18 protein-coding genes are annotated in these 17725 nt (G+C 75.7%); 9 read left to right on the top strand and 9 right to left on the bottom strand.

Features of this window, described 5'->3' with window-relative positions; all coding sequences use genetic code 11:
* Nucleotides 1-141 precede the first annotated feature (141 nt).
* The 6 genes from ACZ6O5_RS03485 (at nucleotide 142) to ACZ6O5_RS03460 (ending at nucleotide 7955) form a co-directional block, all read left to right on the top strand.
* Nucleotides 142-3327, top strand: a complete 3186-nt coding sequence (locus ACZ6O5_RS03485; RefSeq protein ID WP_465974280.1) for a penicillin acylase family protein — start codon at nucleotides 142-144, stop codon at nucleotides 3325-3327.
* 95 nt (nucleotides 3328-3422) lie between these two features.
* Entirely contained in the window at nucleotides 3423-4610 is a 1188-nt protein-coding gene (gene dinB / locus ACZ6O5_RS03480; RefSeq protein WP_465974279.1) for a DNA polymerase IV, read from the top strand.
* Nucleotides 4611-4711: 101 nt separating this feature from the next.
* Nucleotides 4712-5641 carry a hypothetical protein gene (locus ACZ6O5_RS03475; RefSeq protein WP_465974278.1) on the top strand — a complete coding sequence of 310 codons (930 nt, stop codon included), beginning with the start codon at nucleotides 4712-4714 and terminating at the stop codon, nucleotides 5639-5641.
* On the top strand, nucleotides 5641-6093 hold the full coding sequence (locus ACZ6O5_RS03470) for an ABA4-like family protein (RefSeq protein ID WP_465974277.1): 453 nt from the start codon (nucleotides 5641-5643) through the stop codon (nucleotides 6091-6093). Before ACZ6O5_RS03475 ends, ACZ6O5_RS03470 begins: the two co-directional genes overlap by 1 nt.
* 9 nt (nucleotides 6094-6102) lie before the next feature.
* The gene (locus tag ACZ6O5_RS03465; protein WP_465974276.1) at nucleotides 6103-7332 is read left to right on the top strand and encodes a sensor histidine kinase; all 1230 of its coding nucleotides are present in this window, start codon (nucleotides 6103-6105) and stop codon (nucleotides 7330-7332) included.
* Nucleotides 7329-7955, top strand: a complete 627-nt coding sequence (locus ACZ6O5_RS03460; protein ID WP_281941476.1) for a response regulator — start codon at nucleotides 7329-7331, stop codon at nucleotides 7953-7955. Before ACZ6O5_RS03465 ends, ACZ6O5_RS03460 begins: the two co-directional genes overlap by 4 nt.
* Before the next feature lie 4 nt (nucleotides 7956-7959).
* On the opposite strand, the gene ACZ6O5_RS03455 is transcribed toward ACZ6O5_RS03460, so the two are convergent.
* The 5 genes from ACZ6O5_RS03455 to ACZ6O5_RS03435 form a co-directional block, all read right to left on the bottom strand.
* Nucleotides 7960-8673 carry an RraA family protein gene (locus tag ACZ6O5_RS03455; protein WP_465974275.1) on the bottom strand — a complete coding sequence of 238 codons (714 nt, stop codon included), beginning with the start codon at nucleotides 8671-8673 and terminating at the stop codon, nucleotides 7960-7962.
* A gap of 83 nt (nucleotides 8674-8756) precedes the next feature.
* A complete protein-coding gene (locus tag ACZ6O5_RS03450) occupies nucleotides 8757-9383 on the bottom strand; it encodes a maleylpyruvate isomerase family mycothiol-dependent enzyme (RefSeq protein WP_465974274.1) in 627 nt (208 codons plus the stop codon).
* 31 nt (nucleotides 9384-9414) lie between these two features.
* Nucleotides 9415-10167 carry a dienelactone hydrolase family protein gene (locus ACZ6O5_RS03445; protein ID WP_465974273.1) on the bottom strand — a complete coding sequence of 251 codons (753 nt, stop codon included), beginning with the start codon at nucleotides 10165-10167 and terminating at the stop codon, nucleotides 9415-9417.
* Nucleotides 10168-10247: 80 nt separating this feature from the next.
* Nucleotides 10248-11177: a diacylglycerol/lipid kinase family protein gene (locus tag ACZ6O5_RS03440; RefSeq protein WP_465974272.1), complete on the bottom strand. Its 930-nt coding sequence runs from the start codon at nucleotides 11175-11177 to the stop codon at nucleotides 10248-10250.
* Between the two features lie 10 nt (nucleotides 11178-11187).
* Nucleotides 11188-11787, bottom strand: coding sequence for a TetR/AcrR family transcriptional regulator (locus ACZ6O5_RS03435; protein ID WP_465974271.1), 600 nt, complete (start codon nucleotides 11785-11787; stop codon nucleotides 11188-11190).
* Nucleotides 11788-11860: 73 nt separating this feature from the next.
* Here ACZ6O5_RS03435 and ACZ6O5_RS03430 point away from each other — a divergent pair, with 73 nt between their 5' ends.
* Entirely contained in the window at nucleotides 11861-12406 is a 546-nt protein-coding gene (locus ACZ6O5_RS03430; protein WP_465974270.1) for a hypothetical protein, read from the top strand.
* 51 nt (nucleotides 12407-12457) lie between these two features.
* Here the strand turns inward: ACZ6O5_RS03430 and ACZ6O5_RS03425 are convergent, their stop codons facing one another.
* Complete coding sequence (locus ACZ6O5_RS03425) at nucleotides 12458-13228, bottom strand: SIR2 family NAD-dependent protein deacylase (protein ID WP_465974269.1); 771 nt, start codon at nucleotides 13226-13228, stop codon at nucleotides 12458-12460.
* Nucleotides 13225-13512, bottom strand: a complete 288-nt coding sequence (locus ACZ6O5_RS03420) for a DUF1905 domain-containing protein (RefSeq protein WP_357306142.1) — start codon at nucleotides 13510-13512, stop codon at nucleotides 13225-13227. Before ACZ6O5_RS03420 ends, ACZ6O5_RS03425 begins: the two co-directional genes overlap by 4 nt.
* Before the next feature lie 119 nt (nucleotides 13513-13631).
* Between ACZ6O5_RS03420 and ACZ6O5_RS03415 the strand changes: the two genes are divergently transcribed.
* Nucleotides 13632-14921 carry a sensor histidine kinase gene (locus ACZ6O5_RS03415; protein ID WP_465974268.1) on the top strand — a complete coding sequence of 430 codons (1290 nt, stop codon included), beginning with the start codon at nucleotides 13632-13634 and terminating at the stop codon, nucleotides 14919-14921.
* Nucleotides 14909-15568 (top strand): response regulator transcription factor, encoded by a 660-nt coding sequence (locus tag ACZ6O5_RS03410; protein WP_405089568.1) that lies wholly within the window; start codon nucleotides 14909-14911, stop codon nucleotides 15566-15568. Before ACZ6O5_RS03415 ends, ACZ6O5_RS03410 begins: the two co-directional genes overlap by 13 nt.
* Nucleotides 15569-15572: 4 nt before the next feature.
* On the opposite strand, the gene ACZ6O5_RS03405 is transcribed toward ACZ6O5_RS03410, so the two are convergent.
* Together ACZ6O5_RS03405 and ACZ6O5_RS03400 are read right to left on the bottom strand one after the other, a co-directional pair.
* Nucleotides 15573-17201 (bottom strand): ABC-F family ATP-binding cassette domain-containing protein, encoded by a 1629-nt coding sequence (locus ACZ6O5_RS03405; RefSeq protein ID WP_465974267.1) that lies wholly within the window; start codon nucleotides 17199-17201, stop codon nucleotides 15573-15575.
* Nucleotides 17202-17419: 218 nt separating this feature from the next.
* Nucleotides 17420-17725, bottom strand: coding sequence for a DUF1330 domain-containing protein (locus ACZ6O5_RS03400; RefSeq protein ID WP_107158075.1), 306 nt, complete (start codon nucleotides 17723-17725; stop codon nucleotides 17420-17422).

Genomic DNA, 17725 nt, shown 5'->3' with positions numbered 1-17725 from the left:
GGTCCGCCGCCGATCATTGCCCGGAGATAGATGTGAGTCATTCTCACCTCCGGGTGGAACGCCCGGGCGCGGAGGGCGAGACGTCGGCAACCGGCAGCCGGGCGTACCGAAGGCCCGACTCCGCGTCCCCGGAGGATCGCCATGCCCCGACCCCCACTCCGTGCCCGGCTCGCGGCGCTCACCGCCGCCGCCCTGACCGCCAGCGTGCTGACCGTCACCCCGCCGTCACCGGCGCTGGCGGCCACCACGTTCGCCGCCAACGACTACTGCCTCGGCCAGTGCGCCGACATCCTGCCCCCCGGGCAGAACGGCAACGCCACGCTCGTCGCCATCCTGGCCCACCAGACGCTCGGCACCCGCCCGGCGCACTCCAGCGACCAGCTCGACGAGTACGCCAACCTGGTCTACAACTACGCCGGGCTGACCGACGAGCAGATCGCCCAGTTCTACAACGACTCCTCGTTCGGCGTCCCCGCCACGCAGGTCGAGAGCACCGTCTCGCCGCGCTCGGACGTCACCATCGTGCGGGACAAGGCCACCGGCGTCCCGCACGTCACCGGCACCACCCGCGGCGGCACCATGTTCGGCGCCGGCTACGCCGGGGCCCAGGACCGGCTCTGGGTGATGGACCTGCTGCGGCACGTCGGCCGCGGCAACGTCACCTCGTTCGCCGGCGGCGCCCCCGGCAACCGGGAGCTGGAGCAGAGCGTCTGGGCCAACTCGCCCTACACCGAGGCGGACCTCCAGGCCCAGGTGGACGCGCTGCGCACCAAGGGCACGCGGGGCCAGCAGCTCTACACCGACGTGGTCGACTACATCGCCGGCATCAACGCCTACATCGACAAGTCGATCGCCGACGACAACTACCCCGGCGAGTACGTGCTGGCCGGCGCCGGCAAGCCGAAGCACTTCACCATGACCGACCTGATCGCCACCGCCGGCGTGATCGGCGGCCTGTTCGGCGGCGGGGGTGGCAGCGAGATCCAGTCCGCGCTGGTCCGGGTCGCCGCCCGGGCCAAGTACGGCGCCACCGAGGGCGACCGGGTGTGGGCGGCGTTCCGGTCGCAGAACGACCCGGAGACCGTGCTCACGCTGCACGACGGGCAGAGCTTCCCGTACGGGGCGACGCCGCCGGGCGCGACCAGCGCGGTGCTGCCCGACGCCGGTTCCGTCGTCGCCGAGCCACTCGCCTACGACGCCACCGGCGGGGCCGCCGCCCGCACCGGCGCCAGCACCGCCACCAAGGACCTGCTCGGCGGCCTGGCCAACCTGCGCGCGCACGGCATGTCCAACGCGGTCGTGGTCTCCGGCCGGCACACCACCACCGGCAACCCGGTCGCCGTGTTCGGGCCGCAGACCGGCTACTTCGCGCCGCAACTGCTGATGCTCCAGGAGTTGCAGGGCCCCGGGATCAGCGCACGCGGCGCGGCGTTCGCCGGGCTCAACCTCTACGTGCTGCTCGGTCGCGGCCAGGACTACGCGTGGAGCGCCACGTCCGCCTCGCAGGACCTCACCGACACGTACGCGGTGCCGCTGTGCACCACCGACGGCAGCGTGCCGACGCTGCGCACCAACCGCTACCTCTACCACGGGCAGTGCCTCGCGATGGAGACGCTGGAGCAGCGCAACTCGTGGTCGCCGACGCTCGCCGACTCCACCCCGGCCGGCTCGTACACGCTGCGCGCGCTGCGCACGAAGTACGGGCTGGTCGCGTACCGGGGGCTGGTGAACGGGCAGCCGACCGCGTTCACCAAGCTGCGCTCCACCTACCGGCACGAGGCCGACTCGGCGATCGGCTTCCAGGCGTTCAACGACCCGTCGGCGATGGGCAGCGCGGCGGCGTTCCAGGCGTCCGCGGGCAGCGTCGGGTACGCGTTCAACTGGTTCTACGTCAACTCGACCGAGGCGGCGTACTACAACTCCGGCTCGAACCCGGTCCGGTCGTCGGTCACCGACCCGAACCTGCCGACGAAGGCCGAACCGGCGTACGAGTGGGCCGGCTGGAACCCGGACACCAACGACGCCAGCTACGCCCCGGCGTCGGCGCATCCGCAGTCGGTCAACCAGGACTACTACGTGAGCTGGAACAACAAGCAGGCGCGGGACTTCGGCGCGGCGGACGGCAACTTCAGCTTCGGCTCCGTACACCGGGGTCAGTTGCTGGACGGCCCGGTGCGCGCCGCGATCGCCCAGCGCAAGCTCGGCCGCGCCGACGTCGTCAAGATCATGGCGGACGCGGCGGTGACCGACCTGCGCGGCCAGCAGGTCCTCGGCGACCTGCTGCGGGTGCTGGACAGCGCGCCGGTCACCGACCCGGCGCTGGCCGACGCGGTCGGCAAGCTGCGGGCCTGGCAACAGGCCGGCAGCAGGCGGGTGGAGACGTCGCCCGGCTCGAAGGTCTACCAGCACGCCGACGCCATCCGGATCTTCGACGCCTGGTGGCCGCTGCTGGCCTCGGCCGAGTTCCGGCCCGGCCTCGGGCCGGACCTGTACGCCACGCTGGTGGACGCCATCGAGGTCAACGAGGCGCCCTCCGGTGGCCAGAACGGCGGGCGCGACGGCGCGGCGAACTGGGCGTTGCAGGGCCAGGCGCACAAGGGCTCGTCCTTCCAGTACGGCTGGTGGGGCTACGTCGACAAGGACGTGCGCACCGTGCTCGGCGACCCGGTGGCCGGCGGGCTGGGGCGCGCGTACTGCGGCAACGGCGCGCTCGGCGCCTGCCGGACGGCGCTGCTCGGCGCGCTCGGCCAGGCCGCCGCGGTGCCCGCCACGACGGTCTACCCGGGTGACAAGTCCTGCTCCGCCGGCGACCAGTGGTGCGCCGACTCGATCGCCCAGTCCGGGCTCGGCGGCATCACCCACCCGCTGATCGCCTGGCAGAACCGGCCCACCTACCAGCAGGTCGTCTCGTTCCCGGCGCGCCGGGGCGACGACGTCACCAACCTGGCCCAGGGCCGCCCGGCCAGCGCGTCGAGCACCCAGTTCCTGACCAGCTACACGCCGGACAAGGCGGTCGACGGCAGCCTGGGCAGCCGGTGGGCCAGCAGTTACAACGACAACCAGTGGCTGCGCGTCGATCTCGGCGCGGCCCGCACCGTGAGCCGGGCGGTGCTGCGCTGGGAGTCCGCGTACGGCACGTCGTACCGGGTGGAGGTGTCCGGCGACGGCAACTCCTGGACGCCGGTGTTCGCCACCACCACCGGCAACGGCGGCGTCGACAACGTCACCTTCGCCCCGGTCAGCGCCCGCTACGTGCGGGTGTACGGGGTCACGCGGGCCACCTCGTACGGCTTCTCGCTCTACGAGTTCGAGGTCTACGGGCGGTGACGACGGGGACCGGCCGGTGGGATCCTCCGCCGGCCGGTCGCCATTTTCCCGCAGGTCAGCACCCATTCATCGAACAGGTGTGCGAAGATGGTCGGGTGTCGGGCGAGGCCACCATCCTGCATGCCGACCTGGACGCGTTCTACGCCTCGGTCGAGCAACGCGACGACAGCCGGCTGCGCGGCCGGCCGGTGATCGTCGGTGGCGGCGTGGTGCTCGCGTGCAGCTACGAGGCGAAGGCGCGGGGCGTGCACAGCGCCATGGGCGGCCGGCAGGCGCGGCGGCTGTGCCCGGAGGCGATCGTGGTGCCACCCCGGATGGCCGCCTACACGGCCGCCAGCCGGGCCGTGTTCGAGATCTTCCGGCAGACCACCCCGCTGGTCGAGGGCATCAGCATCGACGAGGCGTTCCTCGACGTCGGCGGGCTGCGGCGACTGGTCGGGCCACCCGCCGGCATCGCGGCCGAGCTGCGCGACCGGGTCCGCCGCCAGGTCGGCCTGCCGATCACGGTCGGCGTGGCCCGCACGAAGTTCCTGGCCAAGGTGGCCAGCGGGGTGGCCAAGCCGGACGGCCTGCTGGTCGTCGAGCCGGCGCGGGAGCTGGCCTTCCTGCACCCGTTGCCGGTCGAGCGGCTGTGGGGCGTCGGCCCGATCACCGCCGGGAAGCTGCGCGAGCGCGGCATCCGTACGGTCGGGCAGGTGGCCCGGCTCGACGAGCCGACCCTGGTGTCGCTGCTCGGCGGCGGCGCCGGCCGGCACCTGCACGCCCTCGCCCACAACCGTGACCCGCGCGCGGTGCAGGTGGGTCGCCGCCGCTCCTCGATGGGCGCGCAGCACGCGCTGAGCCGCGAGCCGCACTCCCCCGCCGAGCTGGACGCGGTCCTGGCCGGCCTGGTCGACCGCGTGACCGGGCGGATGCGCGACGCCCGGCGCACCGGCCGCACGGTGACGCTGCGGTTGCGCTTCGCCGACTACACCCGGGCCACCCGCTCGCACACGCTGGACAAGCCGACCGCGCAGACCGCCCCGCTGCGGGCCACCGCCCGGGCGCTGCTGCGCGCCGCGTTGCCGCAGATCGAGCAGCGCGGCATCACCCTGCTGGGCGTCTCGGTGGCCAACCTCGACGCCGGGCACACCCAGCTCACCCTGCCGTTCACCGCCCAGCCGGGGCCGGCGCTGGACGCCGCCGTCGACGCCGTCCGGGACCGCTTCGGCGCACGGGCGCTGACCCGTGGGGTGCTGCTCGGCCGCGACCCGGGCGTGGAGATGCCCCGACTGCCCGACTGACCGCCTCCTCCCCCGGGAGGAGACGCGGCTCGGACCGGTGGCCGCGACCGCGACCCCCGGTCGGGCGCGACCACGGTCGCCGGCCGCGAGCATCTACAGACATGACTACCGTACGGAACCGGGCGGCCGGCTGGCCCCGCCCCCTGCTGCTCCTCGTGTCCATGATGGCGGCGCTGACCGTCGTCGCCGCGATCGGCCTCGTCACCGATCCCCGCGTGCTCACCGGCGCGCCGGTCTGGCTCAAGCCGCTGAAGTTCGCGGTCTCGCTCACGCTCTACGGCGGCACCCTGGCCTGGATGCTCTCCCTGCTGCCCCGACGCAGCCGGCTCGCCGAACGGGCGGTCACCGTGATCGTGGCCGCGGCGGTGCTGGAGATGGTCCTCATCGTCGTCCAGGTGCTGCGCGGCACCACCAGTCACTTCAACACCGGCACGCCGCTGGACGCGGTGCTCTACAACGTCATGGGCACGGCCATCACGGTGCTGTTCCTGGCCCAGATCGTGCTCGCGGTCGTCCTGGCGCGCCGGCCCCTGCCGGACCGCGCGGGCGGGTACGCGATCCGGGCCGGGCTCGCGGTGTCGCTGCTCGGCATGCTTGTCGCGTTCCCGATGCTGACCCAGCACCCGGACGGCACGCCCGCCGGCATCACCGGGGCGCACAGCGTCGGCGTGCCGGACGGCGGCCCGGGGCTGCCGGTGGTCGGCTGGAGCACCACGGGCGGCGACCTGCGGGTCGGTCACTTCATCGGGCTGCACGCGTTGCAGGCGCTGCCGTTGCTGGCGATCCTGCTCGACCGGTTCCTCGGCGCCCGCCTGGACGAGCTGGTCCGGGCCCGGCTGGTGCTGGTCGGCGGGTTCGCCTACGCCGGGCTGACGCTGCTGGCCACCGTGCAGGCGCTGCGCGGACAGCCGCTGCTGCGGCCGGACGAGATCACGCTGACCGCGGCGGGGGTGCTGGTGGCCGCCACCGCGGCGGCCACCGGCCTGGTCCTGTCGCGCCGGTCCGACCACGCCACGGCGGTGCTGGTCTGATGGCCGCCACCTTGTTCGGGCTGACGTTCGCCCTCGCCGCGCCGTTCTGGGCGCTGATGATCGTGGCGCCCCGCTGGTCGTGGACCGCGCGGATCGTCGACTCGCCGTTGATCGTGGCGCCGGTCCTGCTGGTCTACGCGATCCTGGTGCTGCCGGCGCTCGGCACGGTGCTGCCGGTGGTGGCACTGCCCACCCTGGACGGCGTCCGGGACCTGCTCGGCACCGACAGCGGCGCGGCGGCGGCCTGGGCCCACATGATCGGCTTCGATCTGTTCGTCGGGCGGTGGATCTGGCGCGACGGCCGGGAGCGGGGCATCCCGGCGCTGCTCGCCGCGCCGGTGCTGGTGCTCACCATCCTGCTGGGCCCGCTCGGGCTGGCCGTCCACCTCGGACTGCGGGCCGGGTGGCGGCGGCGGACCGTGGTGGTGGCCCCGGCCGCGCCGGTTGCCTAGGCTGACGTCGTGGGCTGGGTGGGTCGACTGCTCGACGCAAGTGACACGCTCGCGCGGCGACTGCTGCTGAATCTCGCCGGCGTCGGCTACCTGGTCGTCGGCGTGCACGGCCGGCCCGGGCCGACGACGACGCAGTGGATCCTCGCGCTCGGCGCGTTCGTCCTGGCGCTGCTGTGTCATCGCCGGCCGCTGCTGAACCTGCTGCTTCAGTCGGCCCTGCTGGCGGTCGCGTTCCCGCTCGTCGACGATGTGATGATCAACCAGGTCGGGGCGAGCTGGGCACTGCTGGAGCTGACCATGCGGGCCACGCGGCCCCGCACGTTCTGGCTGGCCGCCGGGCTGCTGGCCGCCGTCGACCTGACCGGTCTGATCGGCGACCCGCTCCGGCAGGCGCTCGCCGGTCTGCTCGGCCTCGCCGTCACCGTCGGGCTGCCGCTGCTGATCGGCCTGGTCGTGCGGACCACCCGGGAACTCGGCCGGCAGGCCGAGGAACGGGCCGTGGCGGAGCAGCGCCGACGCGAGTCGGAGAGCCGCGCCGCGCGCGCCGACGAGCGGGCCGCGATCGCCCGGGAACTGCACGACGTGATCGCCCACCACGTCGCGTCGATGGTGCTGCGGGTCGGGGTGGCCCGACACGTGCTGCCGGACCTCGACCCGCGGGTCGGCGCGGTCTTCGACGACGTGCACCGCACCGGTACGGCCGCGCTGACCGACCTGCGCCGGCTGGTCGCGGTGCTGCGCGACCCGGACGGCGTCCGCGGTGACGCGGCGCTGACCGCGATCGATCCGGCGGCGCTGCCGGCGGCGCTCGGCGTGGCGGTGGACCGGGCCCGGCAGGCCGGGGTCACCGTGGAGGCCGACGTGGACCCGGCGATCGGCACCCTGGACGCGGTCCGCGGCCAGGCGGTGCTGCGACTGACCCAGGAGGCGTTGACGAACGTGGCGAAACACGCGGGCGCGACGGCCCGGGCCCGACTGACCGTGTCGGTGGTCGACGGGGCGGTGCACTGGGCGGTCTCCGACGACGGGCGCGGCGCGGCGCCGACCGTGGTGCCGGTCGGCGGCGGCCACGGGATCGTCGGGATGCGGGAGCGGGTCGAGGTGCTCGGCGGGCGGCTGGAGGCCGGGCCGACCGGCGACGGGTGGCGGGTGCGGACGGTGCTGCCGCCGGGCGGCACCCCGGACCGGCCCGCCCGGGTGGCGCCGGGGTCGCGGCCGGCCGCGCCGGAGCCGGCGTGATCCGCGTGCTGCTGGCCGACGACCAGCACCTGATCCGCGCCGGCCTGCGGATGCTCTGCGACGCGCAGCCCGACCTGGAGGTCGTCGGCGAGGTCGACAACGGCCGCGACGCGATCGCCGCCGCCGCCCGGCTGCGGCCGGACGTGGTGGTCATGGACCTGCGGATGCCCGGCGTCGACGGGATCACCGCGACCAGCCGGATCCTCGCCGACCGGCCCGCCACCCGGATCATGGTGCTCACCACGTTCGGCGACGACGACCACCTCTATCCCGCGTTGACCGCCGGCGCCTGCGGCTTCCTGCTCAAGGACGCGCCCCCGGCCGACCTGCTCGACGGCCTCCGCCGGGCCGCCGCCGGGGACAGCCCGTTCAGCCCCGAGGTGCTGCGCCGGCTGGTCCAGCGGGCGGTGCACGCCCGCGCCGGCACGCCCCGGCGGTCGGCCGGGCTGACCGCCCGTGAGCAGGACGTGCTCGACCTGGTCGCGGAGGGGCTGGCCAACACCGAGATCGCGGAGCGGTTGCACATCGGCGTGACCACGGTGAAGACCCACATCACCAGCCTGATGGCGAAGACCGGCAGCCCCAACCGGGTGCGCCTGGCGCTGTGGGCGCGCGGCGGCTGAGCGGTCACTCCTCGATCGCGCCGCCGACCGCCCGCAGGTGCGCCCGGAACGTCAGCGTCGGGTCCGCCGCACGGGCGGTCAGGTAGTCGTCGAACCCGACCTGCGCCCGCAGCGACCGGCCGGCCCGGATCCGGTCGGCCTGCCGCCGCTCGGTGTCCCGGATGGACCCGGCCAGGTCGAACAGCTCCCCGGCCCGGTCGGCCGGCACGAAGAGCACACCGTCGTCGTCGGCCAGCACCAGATCACCGCCGTCGACCGTCCACGGCCCGACTCGCGCCGCGTCCAACGCGCCGGCCGGCCGTGGGTCCAGCTCCAGCGGCCCGCTCGCCGTGGCGCCGAGGCTGAACACCGGCAGCCCGACGACGGTGAGGTCCGCGGTGTCCCGGTGCGCGCCCCAGACCACGAGGCCGGCCAGGCCGGCGGCCCGCGCCTCCCACGCCACCAGGTCCCCGACGCAGGCCCGGTCGGTGCGACCGCCGTCGTCGACCACCAGCACGTCCCCCGGCTGGGCCCGGTCGATCGCCTCCAGGAAGACGTCGACGCTGCCGGCGTGCCGGGCCGGCCGGACCCGCCCGGCCAGGCGCCGCCCGGCCAGCACCGGGCGTACGGCGGCCGGGGCGCAGCGGACCGCGACGCCGGCCCGCAGGCAGGCGTCGGCGACGTGGGCGGTGGTCAGCGCGGCGAAAGGCCCAGCCGGGGCGGGGTGGTCGGCGTCCATGGGCCGACGCTAGCCAGCCGGGGACGGGGATGGCAGGTGCCAGTTGCGCGCCGGTGGCCTGCGCCCACGCCGGCGGAGGCCGGTCAGGGGGCGGCGAGCCGCGCCACGCCGTCCCCGGTGAGGTCGGCCAGCGCCACCCGGCGGCCGGTCAGCGCGAGCAGCAGCGCGGCGCCGGTGCCCCGCACCACCGGCCCGTCCCCGGCCGACCAGCCCAGGTCGGTCGCCTCGACGCGCAGCCCGGCGACCCGCCGACGGTCGACGAACCCGACCGCCCGGCCACCGGTCAGGAAGTCCAACGAGATGCGCAGCCGCTCCGGATCCAGGTCGGCGGGGAGGCCGAGCGGCCGGCGGATGTCCTGCCCGTGCACCTGGAGGCCGGTGAGCTGGCCGGGCCAGCCGACCACCGGCAGGCGGAACCGGTGGTCGGCGTGCTCCCGCAGCGCGGCGGCCAGTTCGGCCGGCGACCGCCGGGCCACCCGCCGGGCCAGCCGCGCGTTCGCCACGTGCGGCCGGAACCCGGCGCCGACCAGCTCTGGCAGCAGGCGCCACGGTGTGGAGACCAGCGGTGACACCAGGTGACCGGCGACCTCCCGGACGGTCCACGCCTGGCAGAGGCTGGGCGTGTCCAACTGGGCCGGGGTGAGCGAGTCGATCAGGTCGGCCGTGCGGCGCCGCTCGGCGGCGATCATCGGCAACAGGTCGGTCTCCACCACTCCATTGTGGCCGCGCCGACCGGTCGGGTCAGCCCGGGAAAGTGCGGTCTAGCAGGTCGAACAGGGCCGCCCAGTGCCGCTTGGTGGCCTGCTCGTCGTACATCGGCGTGTCCGCCTGCGTGTAGCCGTGGCGGGCGCCCCGGTAGACCTCCGAGCGGTAGGTGACGCCGGCCGCGTCCAGCGCCTGCTCCAGCGTCGCGATCTGCTCGGCGGTCATCGACGCGTCCTGGTCGGCGTGACCGAAGTAGAGTTCGCCGGTCACCGCGCCGACGCCCCGGTGCGGGCTGTCGGGCGCGTCGCTGACCACGTGACCGGCGTGGAAGGCGGCCACCGCGGCGATCCGGTCCGGGTGGGCCTCGATGGCCCGCAGCGCGTTCGTGCCGCCCATGCAGTAGCCGGTGATCGCCGCCGGGCCGGGTGCGACACCCGGCTGGGCGGCGAGGAAGTCGAGGTAGGCGGCGGTGTCCCGGGCCACCACGTCCGGCGTCAGCGCGGCCATCAGCGGGCCGAGCCGCCCGAACAGCTCGAGGCGCCGGCTGTCGTCGGTCAGCGCGGACGTGTCGACCGGCGCGGCGGGGCCGGCGCGGTGGAACAGGTTGGGCACCAGCACCACGTATCCCCGGTCGGCGATGGTCGCGGCCATCTCGGCCAGCCGGGGCCGCAGCCCGAACGCGTCCATGAACAGCAGCACGCCCGGGAACGGGCCGCCGGAGTCCGGCCGGAGCAGGTAGGCGTCCGCCGTCCCGTCGGGGGTGGGCACGTCCACGATCGTCGGCTGCACGGTCCGAACCTCCTCGCTGCGGTTTCCGCGTCGCACGCTACTCCCGGCGTCGGCGGCCGGCACGTCGAGGCCGGGCCCGGTCAGTGGTCCGGGCTGTCCGCGGGCGCCATCAGCCGCAGTGCGTTCGGGTCGAGGCCGATGCGCACCGGCGTCCGCCCGTACGGTTCGCCGTCGACCTCGATGCGGGCCGGCGGGTCGGACTCCAGCCACAGCTGACGCACGGCCAGGAACGGCTCGTCGCGCAGCGTGCGACGCCGGCCGGCCGCCGCGTTGCGGGCCGTGTCGCGCAGCAGCCCGCGCCGGCTCGGCCCGCCGACCGGGTACGCGACCAGCAGCCGGTCGTCGGCGTTGGCGTCGGCGGTGATCGGCCGGCCGGCGTGGAAGCCGCCGTTGGCCACGTACACCTGGTGAGTGCGGAACGCGTGGTCCCGGCCCTCGGCACGGACCGTCACGCGCAACGGGCGGTGCCGGGTCAGCAGCCCCAGCGCGGTCAGCGGATAGGCGAGCCGGCCCACGGCGCGCTTCAGCCGGGGCGGCGCGGTCAGCATGATGTCGGCCGACAGCCCGATCCCGACGTGGTTGGTGAACCGGGTGTCGCCGATCAGGCCGAGGTCGACGTCGATCACCTTGCCGCCGGTGAGCACGGCGATCGCCGCGTCGAGGTCGAGCGGGACGCCGACGGTGCGGGCGAAGTTGTTGGTGGTGCCCAGCGGCAGCAGGCCCAGGGCGACGTCCCGGTGGGCGAGCAGCCGGGCCGCCGCGCCGACCGTGCCGTCGCCGCCGCCGGTGACCAGCAGGTCCGGGCCGAGGTCGGCGGCCTCGGCGAGCACCCGGTCCAGCTCGCCCGGCCGGTCCACCGGGTACGCGCCGAGCAGCGTGAACCCGGCCGCGCGCAGGCGCGCGTGGACGGTGTCGTAGAGCCGGCGGCCCCGGCGGGAGTGGGCGTTGACCACCAGCGCCGCCCGCCGTCGTTCCCGGATCGCCGTCGACAGCTCCTGTTTGGTCCGCACGGGTGCGACCCTATCCGCCGACGCCGGTGTCCGACCCCTCGGCGAGCTGGTCGAGGTGCGCGGCGAGCAGGTCGCGGATCCGGGCCGGCGGCATCCGGTCGGGATGCAGCAACGCGTGCAGCGTGAGGCCGTCGAGCAGGGCGTGCAGCCGGGCGGCGGTGGCCGCGTCGGTCGGTTCCGCGCCGGTGAGCAGCGCGACGGCGAGTTCGGCGGCCCGGCGTACGCCGTCGTCGGCCTCGGTCATCCGCTCGCGGGCGGCGGGGTCGACAGGCACCCGGGCGGCGAGCAGCAGCCACACCTCGGCCTCCCGCGCCCGTTGCCGGTCCAGCGGAAGCAGCTCCTCGAGCATCCGTTGGACGACCTGCCGGGTGGTGCCGGTGCGGTCCCCGGCGGTGAACCGCTCGGTCGCCTCGGCCATCACGTGTTCCATGGCGAAGACCAGCAGCTCGGTCTGGGTCGCGAAGTAGTGCCGCAGCGCGCTGGGCGACCAGCCGGCCTCGGCGGCGATGCTGCGCACCGTGGCGGCGCCGACGCCGTCGCGGTAGACGACCCGCCACATCGCCTCGGCCAGCTCGGCGCGGCGGGCGTCATGGTCGACGATCTTGGGCACGGCCCCTCCGGCGGCGGGTGGACGACTGTTGCTACGGTTGTTGTCGCACAGCGTACTAAAACCTGGAGGCCGCGTGCTCATCGGAGTGATCATCGCCTGTGAGGTGGGGTTCTGGCTGCTCCTGGTCGCCGGGCTGGTCGCCCGCTACCCGCTGCGGCGGCCCCGCCTGGGCGCCGCGCTGCTGCTCGCGGTGCCCGCCGTCGACCTCGTACTGCTGGCCGCCACGATGATCGACCTGCGCGGCGGGGGCACCGCCACGTTCGCGCACGGCCTCGCCGCCGCGTACCTGGGCTTCTCCGTCGCCTTCGGGCACAGCATGGTGCGCTGGGCCGACGAGCGGTTCGCCCACCGGTTCGCCGGCGGCCCGCCGCCGCGCCGGGCCCCCCGCCACGGCTGGGCCCGGGCCCGGCACGAGTGGCGGGAGTGGGGCAAGGGCATGCTCGGCTGGGCGGTCGCCTGCGCCGTGCTGCTCGGCGGCGTCGCGCTGGTCGGCGACGCCGAGCGGACCGGGGAGCTGTGGGCCTGGGCCGGCCGGCTCACCCTGGCCATGGCGGCCTGGCTGGTGTTCTGGCCGGTCGCCTACACCGTGTTCCCCAAGCGGGCGCCCCGCGACGTCTGACGCTCACCCCTTGCGGCCGGTGGTCGCGATGCCGTCGACCAACCACCATTCTCAGCCGGCGGACGCGTCGGGCCAGGCGGCCCGGACCAGCGCCGGCAGCACCTCGCCGGCCGGCCCCCGCAGGTTGACCGCGCAGACCGCGTCCAGTGGCGTCGGCACCGGGTTGACCTGCACCACCGGCGCGCCGAGACGGGCCGCCACCAGCGGGATCTCCGCGGCGGGGTGGACCAGGGCCGAGGTGCCGACGGTGAGCAGCAGGTCGCAGCGGGACGCCGCCTCGACCGCCGCCGCCAACGCCGCCTCGGGCAGCGCCTCACCGAACCACACCACGCCGGGCCGGACCGGTGCGGCGCAGTGGGCACAGGCCGGCGGGTCGAGCGGCCCGGTCGGCTCCCCCGCGTCGTCGGGCAGCGGCGCCGGCCGGGCGCACCCGGAGCAGCGGGGCGCGAACAGGCTGCCGTGCAGGCGGACCGGGGCGAGGGCGCCGCCCCGCTCGTGCAGGTCGTCGACGTTCTGCGTGACCACCACGGTGTCCGGCAGCCGGGCCTGGATCGCGGCCACCGCCCGGTGCCCCGGGTTCGGCGCGGCACGGCGCACCCCGTGCCGCCGGCCCTCGTACCAGCCCCAGACCAGGGCCGGGTCGGCGTGGAACGCGGCCGGGGTGGCCAACTGCGCCGGGTCGAAGCGCTGCCAGAGGCCGACCTGCGCGTCCCGGAACGTCGGCACGCCGCTCTCGGCCGACATGCCGGCGCCGGTGAACACCACCGGCCGGGTCGCGGCGGCCAGCAGCCGGCCCGCCGCGGCGAGGTCGCCGGCGCTCACCCGTCCACCGTCAACCGGACGCCCACCCGGTCGCCCAGCTCGATCCGCTCCGCGCGGCGCACCGCCACCTTGAGCGGCAGCACGTAGCGGCCGTCCTTGGGCCACAGCGACGTCCGCCAGTCGGTGGCGCCGATCCGGACGCCGACCGGGACCATGCCCCAGCCGTAGCTGACCGAGGCGGCGGCGGTCGCCAACGCCGCGCACTGCTCGTCGGGCACGGTGACGAAGTGGTAGGGCGCCGGGCCGCGCCAGAACCACACCTCGCCGCTGAACGCCAGCTCCATCCGCTCAGGATAGGGACGGGGTACGACGTCCCCGGCCCGGCGGGGTGGGGCCAGCCCCACCCGACAACCGGGGTCTGGACGGCTGGGCCGGCCGGCCGCCGCCTGGCTAGCGTCAGCCCATGACCGAGGACCGACCGTCGTACCTGGCCGGGGCGTTGCGCCGGCGCCGATACCTGCGCTCCGCCTGGCCGTGGCGGGCCCTGGCGTACGCGCTGACCACCCTGCCGGTCGCCGGCGTGCTGACGGTGGCGGCCGGCGTGCTCGCCGCGCCGCTGCTGCTGGTGGTGAGCGCGCTGCGGCAGGGCCGGCCGGTCGACGTCCCCGCCCTGGTCGTGCTCACCCTGGTGTCGCTGGCCGGGCTCGCCGTCGCCCCGCTGGTCGGCGCGCCGGTGGCGGCGGTCGAGCGGTGGCGGCTCGGCCTGGTCGACGGCCGGCCGGTACGCGCGCCGGGGCGGCGTGGCCCGGCCGCCCGCTGGACCGGCGCCGCCGCCTGGCGGGAGGTCGCGTACGCCGGCTGGCTGGGCACCGTGGTGCCGGTGGCGTACGGCACGTTCGCGCTGCTGGTGCTGCTCGACGCGGCGCTCGTCGCCGGCCCGTGGCTGGCCGGCGGCGAGGACCGGATCGTGCTGGTCTGGACCACCGTCGACTCCCCGGCCGGGGCGGTCCCGTACGCGGTCGCCGGGGTGCTCGCCGTGCCCGCCCTGGTCTACCTCGCCGGCCTGCTGGTCGCGGGGCAGGCGGCGGTGGCCCGGTGGCTGCTCGACGACGCGCCCGACGCCACCGCGCTGCGCGAGGTGACCCGGTCCCGGGCCCGCCTGATGGGCGCGTACGAGGCGGAACGCCGCCGCATCGAGCGGGACGTGCACGACGGCGCGCAGCCACGGCTGACCAGCCTCACGCTCCAGCTCGGGCTGGCCCGCCTCGACGTGCCGGACGACTCGCCCGCGGCGCGACCGCTGGACCTGGCGCACGAGCAGGCCAAGGAGCTGATGGTGACGCTGCGCGGCATCGTGCAGGGCCTCCGCCCGCCGCAGCTCACCGATCTGGGGCTGGCCGGCGCGGTCGGCGACCTGGCGGCCCGCTCGGTGGTCCCGGTCACCGTGCGCGCGGAGCTGCCCCGCCCGGTGCCGGAGCTGGTCGAGACCACCGCCTGGTACGTGGTCTCCGAGGCGCTGGGCAACGTGGCCCGGCACGCCCACGCGACGCGCGCCGTGGTGCGGTTGACCCGGACCGGCCACCTCCTGGTGGTGGAGGTCGAGGACGACGGCCGGGGCGGCGCCGACCCGGCGCGGGGCACCGGCCTGACCGGGCTCGCCGACCGGGTGGCCGCGGTGGACGGCAGGTTGCTGCTGGCCAGCCCGGCGGGCGGGCCTACCCTCGTGCGGGTGGAGCTGCCGTGCCGTCCGTGATCCGGGTCGTCCTCGCCGAGGACGAGGTCCTGCTCCGGGAGGGTCTGGTCGGCCTGCTGACCCGGTTCGGGTTCGCGGTGGCCGCCGCGGTCGGTTCCGCCCCGGCGCTGCTCGACGCCGTCCGCACGCACCGGCCCGAGCTGCTGGTGACCGACATCCGGATGCCGCCGGAGCACCGGGACGACGGCCTGCGCGCGGCGGTCACGCTGCGCGCGGAGCGGCCGGATCTCGCGGTGGTGGTGCTGAGCCAGCACGTGCAGAGCGGGTACGCGGCGGCGCTGCTGGACAGCGGCGACGGCCGGCGGGTCGGCTACCTGCTCAAGGACCGGGTGGCCGACGTGGCCGAGTTCGCCGACACGTTACGCCGGGTGGCCGCCGGCGGCACCGCGGTCGACCCGGACGTGGTGCGGCACCTGTTGCGCCGCCCCCGCGACCCGCTCGACGCGCTCTCCCGGCGCGAGCGGGAGGTGCTGGGGCTGGTCGCGGAGGGGCACTCCAACGGCGCGATCGCGGCCCGGCTGCACGTGACCGAGGCGGCGGTCGGCAAGCACGTCGGCAACATCCTGGCCAAGCTGGACCTGCCGCCGGACCAGGACACCCACCGCCGGGTGCTGGCCGTGCTCGCCTACCTGCGCGCCGAAGGTTGACGGGCTACCGCTCCGGGCCGCCGGTCTCGGTCAGTGCGCCGTCGGCCAGCCGCAGCCACCGGTCCACCCCGAGGTCGGCCAGGAACCGCGGGTCGTGGCTGACCACCAGCAGCGCTCCCCGGTAGCCGCCGAGCGCGCCCGCCAACTGGGCCACGCTGTCCAGGTCGAGGTTGTTGGTGGGCTCGTCGAGCAGCAGCAGCTGCGGCGCCGGCTCGGCGTTCAGCACGCAGGCCAGGGTGGCGCGCAGCAGCTCGCCGCCGGAGAGCACGCGGACCGGCAGATGCACCCGGTCGCCCCGGAACAGGAACCGGGCCAGCAGGTTCATCCGCTCGGCGTCGGCCAGGCCGGGCGCGAAGGCGGCCAGGTTCTCCGCGACGGTACGCGCCGGGTCGAGCAGGTCCAGCCGCTGCGACAGGTACGCCACCCGCCCCTCGACCCGGGTGGCGGTCCCGGCGGTGGGCTGCTGGTCGCCGCTGACCAGGCGCAGCAGCGTGGACTTGCCGGTGCCGTTCGGGCCGGTGAGCGCGATCCGTTCCGGCCCCCGGACGATCAGGTCGATGCCGTCGAACACCTGACGGCCGGCGTACTCGGCGCGCAGCCGCTCGCCGTGGAAGACGGTCCGGCCGGCCGGCACGGCGGTGTCGGGCAGGTCGATCACGATCTTGTCGTCCTGGCGGGCGGCCCGGCTGGCCTGGTCCAGCCGGTGTTGCGCGTCGCCGACGCGGGCGGCGTGCGTCTCGGCGGCCCGGCCGGCGGAGACCTGGGCGTCCCGCTTCAGGCCACCGGCGACGATCCGGGCCAGCCCGGCGTCGGGCAGGTTGCGGGCGGCCGTGGCGGCGCGGCGGGCGGCGCGCTCCCGGGCCTGCTGGAGTTCGCGCCTCTGCCGCTTGAGGTCCTGCTCGGCGCCGCGAACCTGCCGCTGAACCACCTCGCGCTCGGCGCGCACGGCCTGCTCGTACGCGGTGAAGTCGCCGCCGTACCAGCTGAGCTCGTCGGGGGCCAACGCGGCGATGCGGTCCATCTCGTCCAGCAGCGCCCGGTCGTGGCTGGCCACCAGCAGGCAGCCGGTCCAGCCGCGCAGCACCGCCGTCAACCGCTCACGGGCCGCCTCGTCGAGGTTGTTCGTCGGCTCGTCGAGCAACAGCACGTCCGGCCGCCGCAGCAGTTGCCCGACCAGCCCCAGGGAGATCACCTGACCGCCGCTGAGCGTGCCCAGCCGGCGGTCCAGGGCCAGCCCGCCGAGGCCGAGGCGGTCCAGCTCGGCGTGGGTGCGCTCCTCGACGTCCCAGTCGTCGCCGACGGCGGTGAAGTGTTCCTCGCGGGCGTCACCGGCCTCGATGGCGTGCAGCGCGGCGACGGCCCGGTCGACGCCGAGAACCTGGGCGACGGTCTGGTCGACGGCGAACGGCAGGTGCTGGGGCAGGTAGCCGAGCACGCCCCGGACGGTGACCGCGCCCGCCGTCGGGCGCAGCTCGCCGGCGATCAGCCGCAGCAGGGTGGTCTTGCCGCTGCCGTTTGGCGCCACCAGGCCGGTACGGCCGCCGGGCACGGAGAAGGTCAGGTCGGTGAGGACCGGTGTGTCGTCCGGCCAGGAGAAGGAGAGCGCGGAGCTGACGACGTAGGCGTCGGACATGATCAACCTCAGGAGGGAGAGCCGCGGGCGCGGTGCGCCGGCGTGGACAGGGGACGACGAAGGGGGCCGCGGCGACGGCGCGGGATACGCGCGTCGGCGGCCGTCCGGGGCTCTCACCCGGAGATGTCGTCGTCACCTGCCATGACCACTCCGATCCTCGACGGACCGCTAAACCCTAGCTCACCGGCGGGCCGCCCGGGGCCCGCCGGCGGCGTCGGTCAGGCCGGCCAGGCGTGGCCGATCCCGTCGAGCAGCAGGACCACCCCGTCGGTGGCCGCCTCCCGGTCCCGGGAGATCGCCTGGTACTCCGGCGAGGCGGACCAGCGCTCGAAGTCCTCCCGGCTGTCGAAGGACATGAGCACCACCTTGTCGTGCGGCCAGTCGCCCTCCACCACCCGGGGGGCGGTGTCGGCGGCGAGCAGCCGGCCGCCGTGCCGGGCCAGCACCGGGAGGAAGGCGGCGACGTAGCGGTCGTAGCGTGCCCGGTCGTGGACGGTGAGCTGCGCGAGGGCGTAGACGGTCAC

The sequence above is a fragment of the Micromonospora sp. NPDC049201 genome (assembly GCF_055586805.1).
Note: the sequence above shows the minus strand (reverse complement) of the source record. Positions and strands in the feature narration are given on the sequence as shown.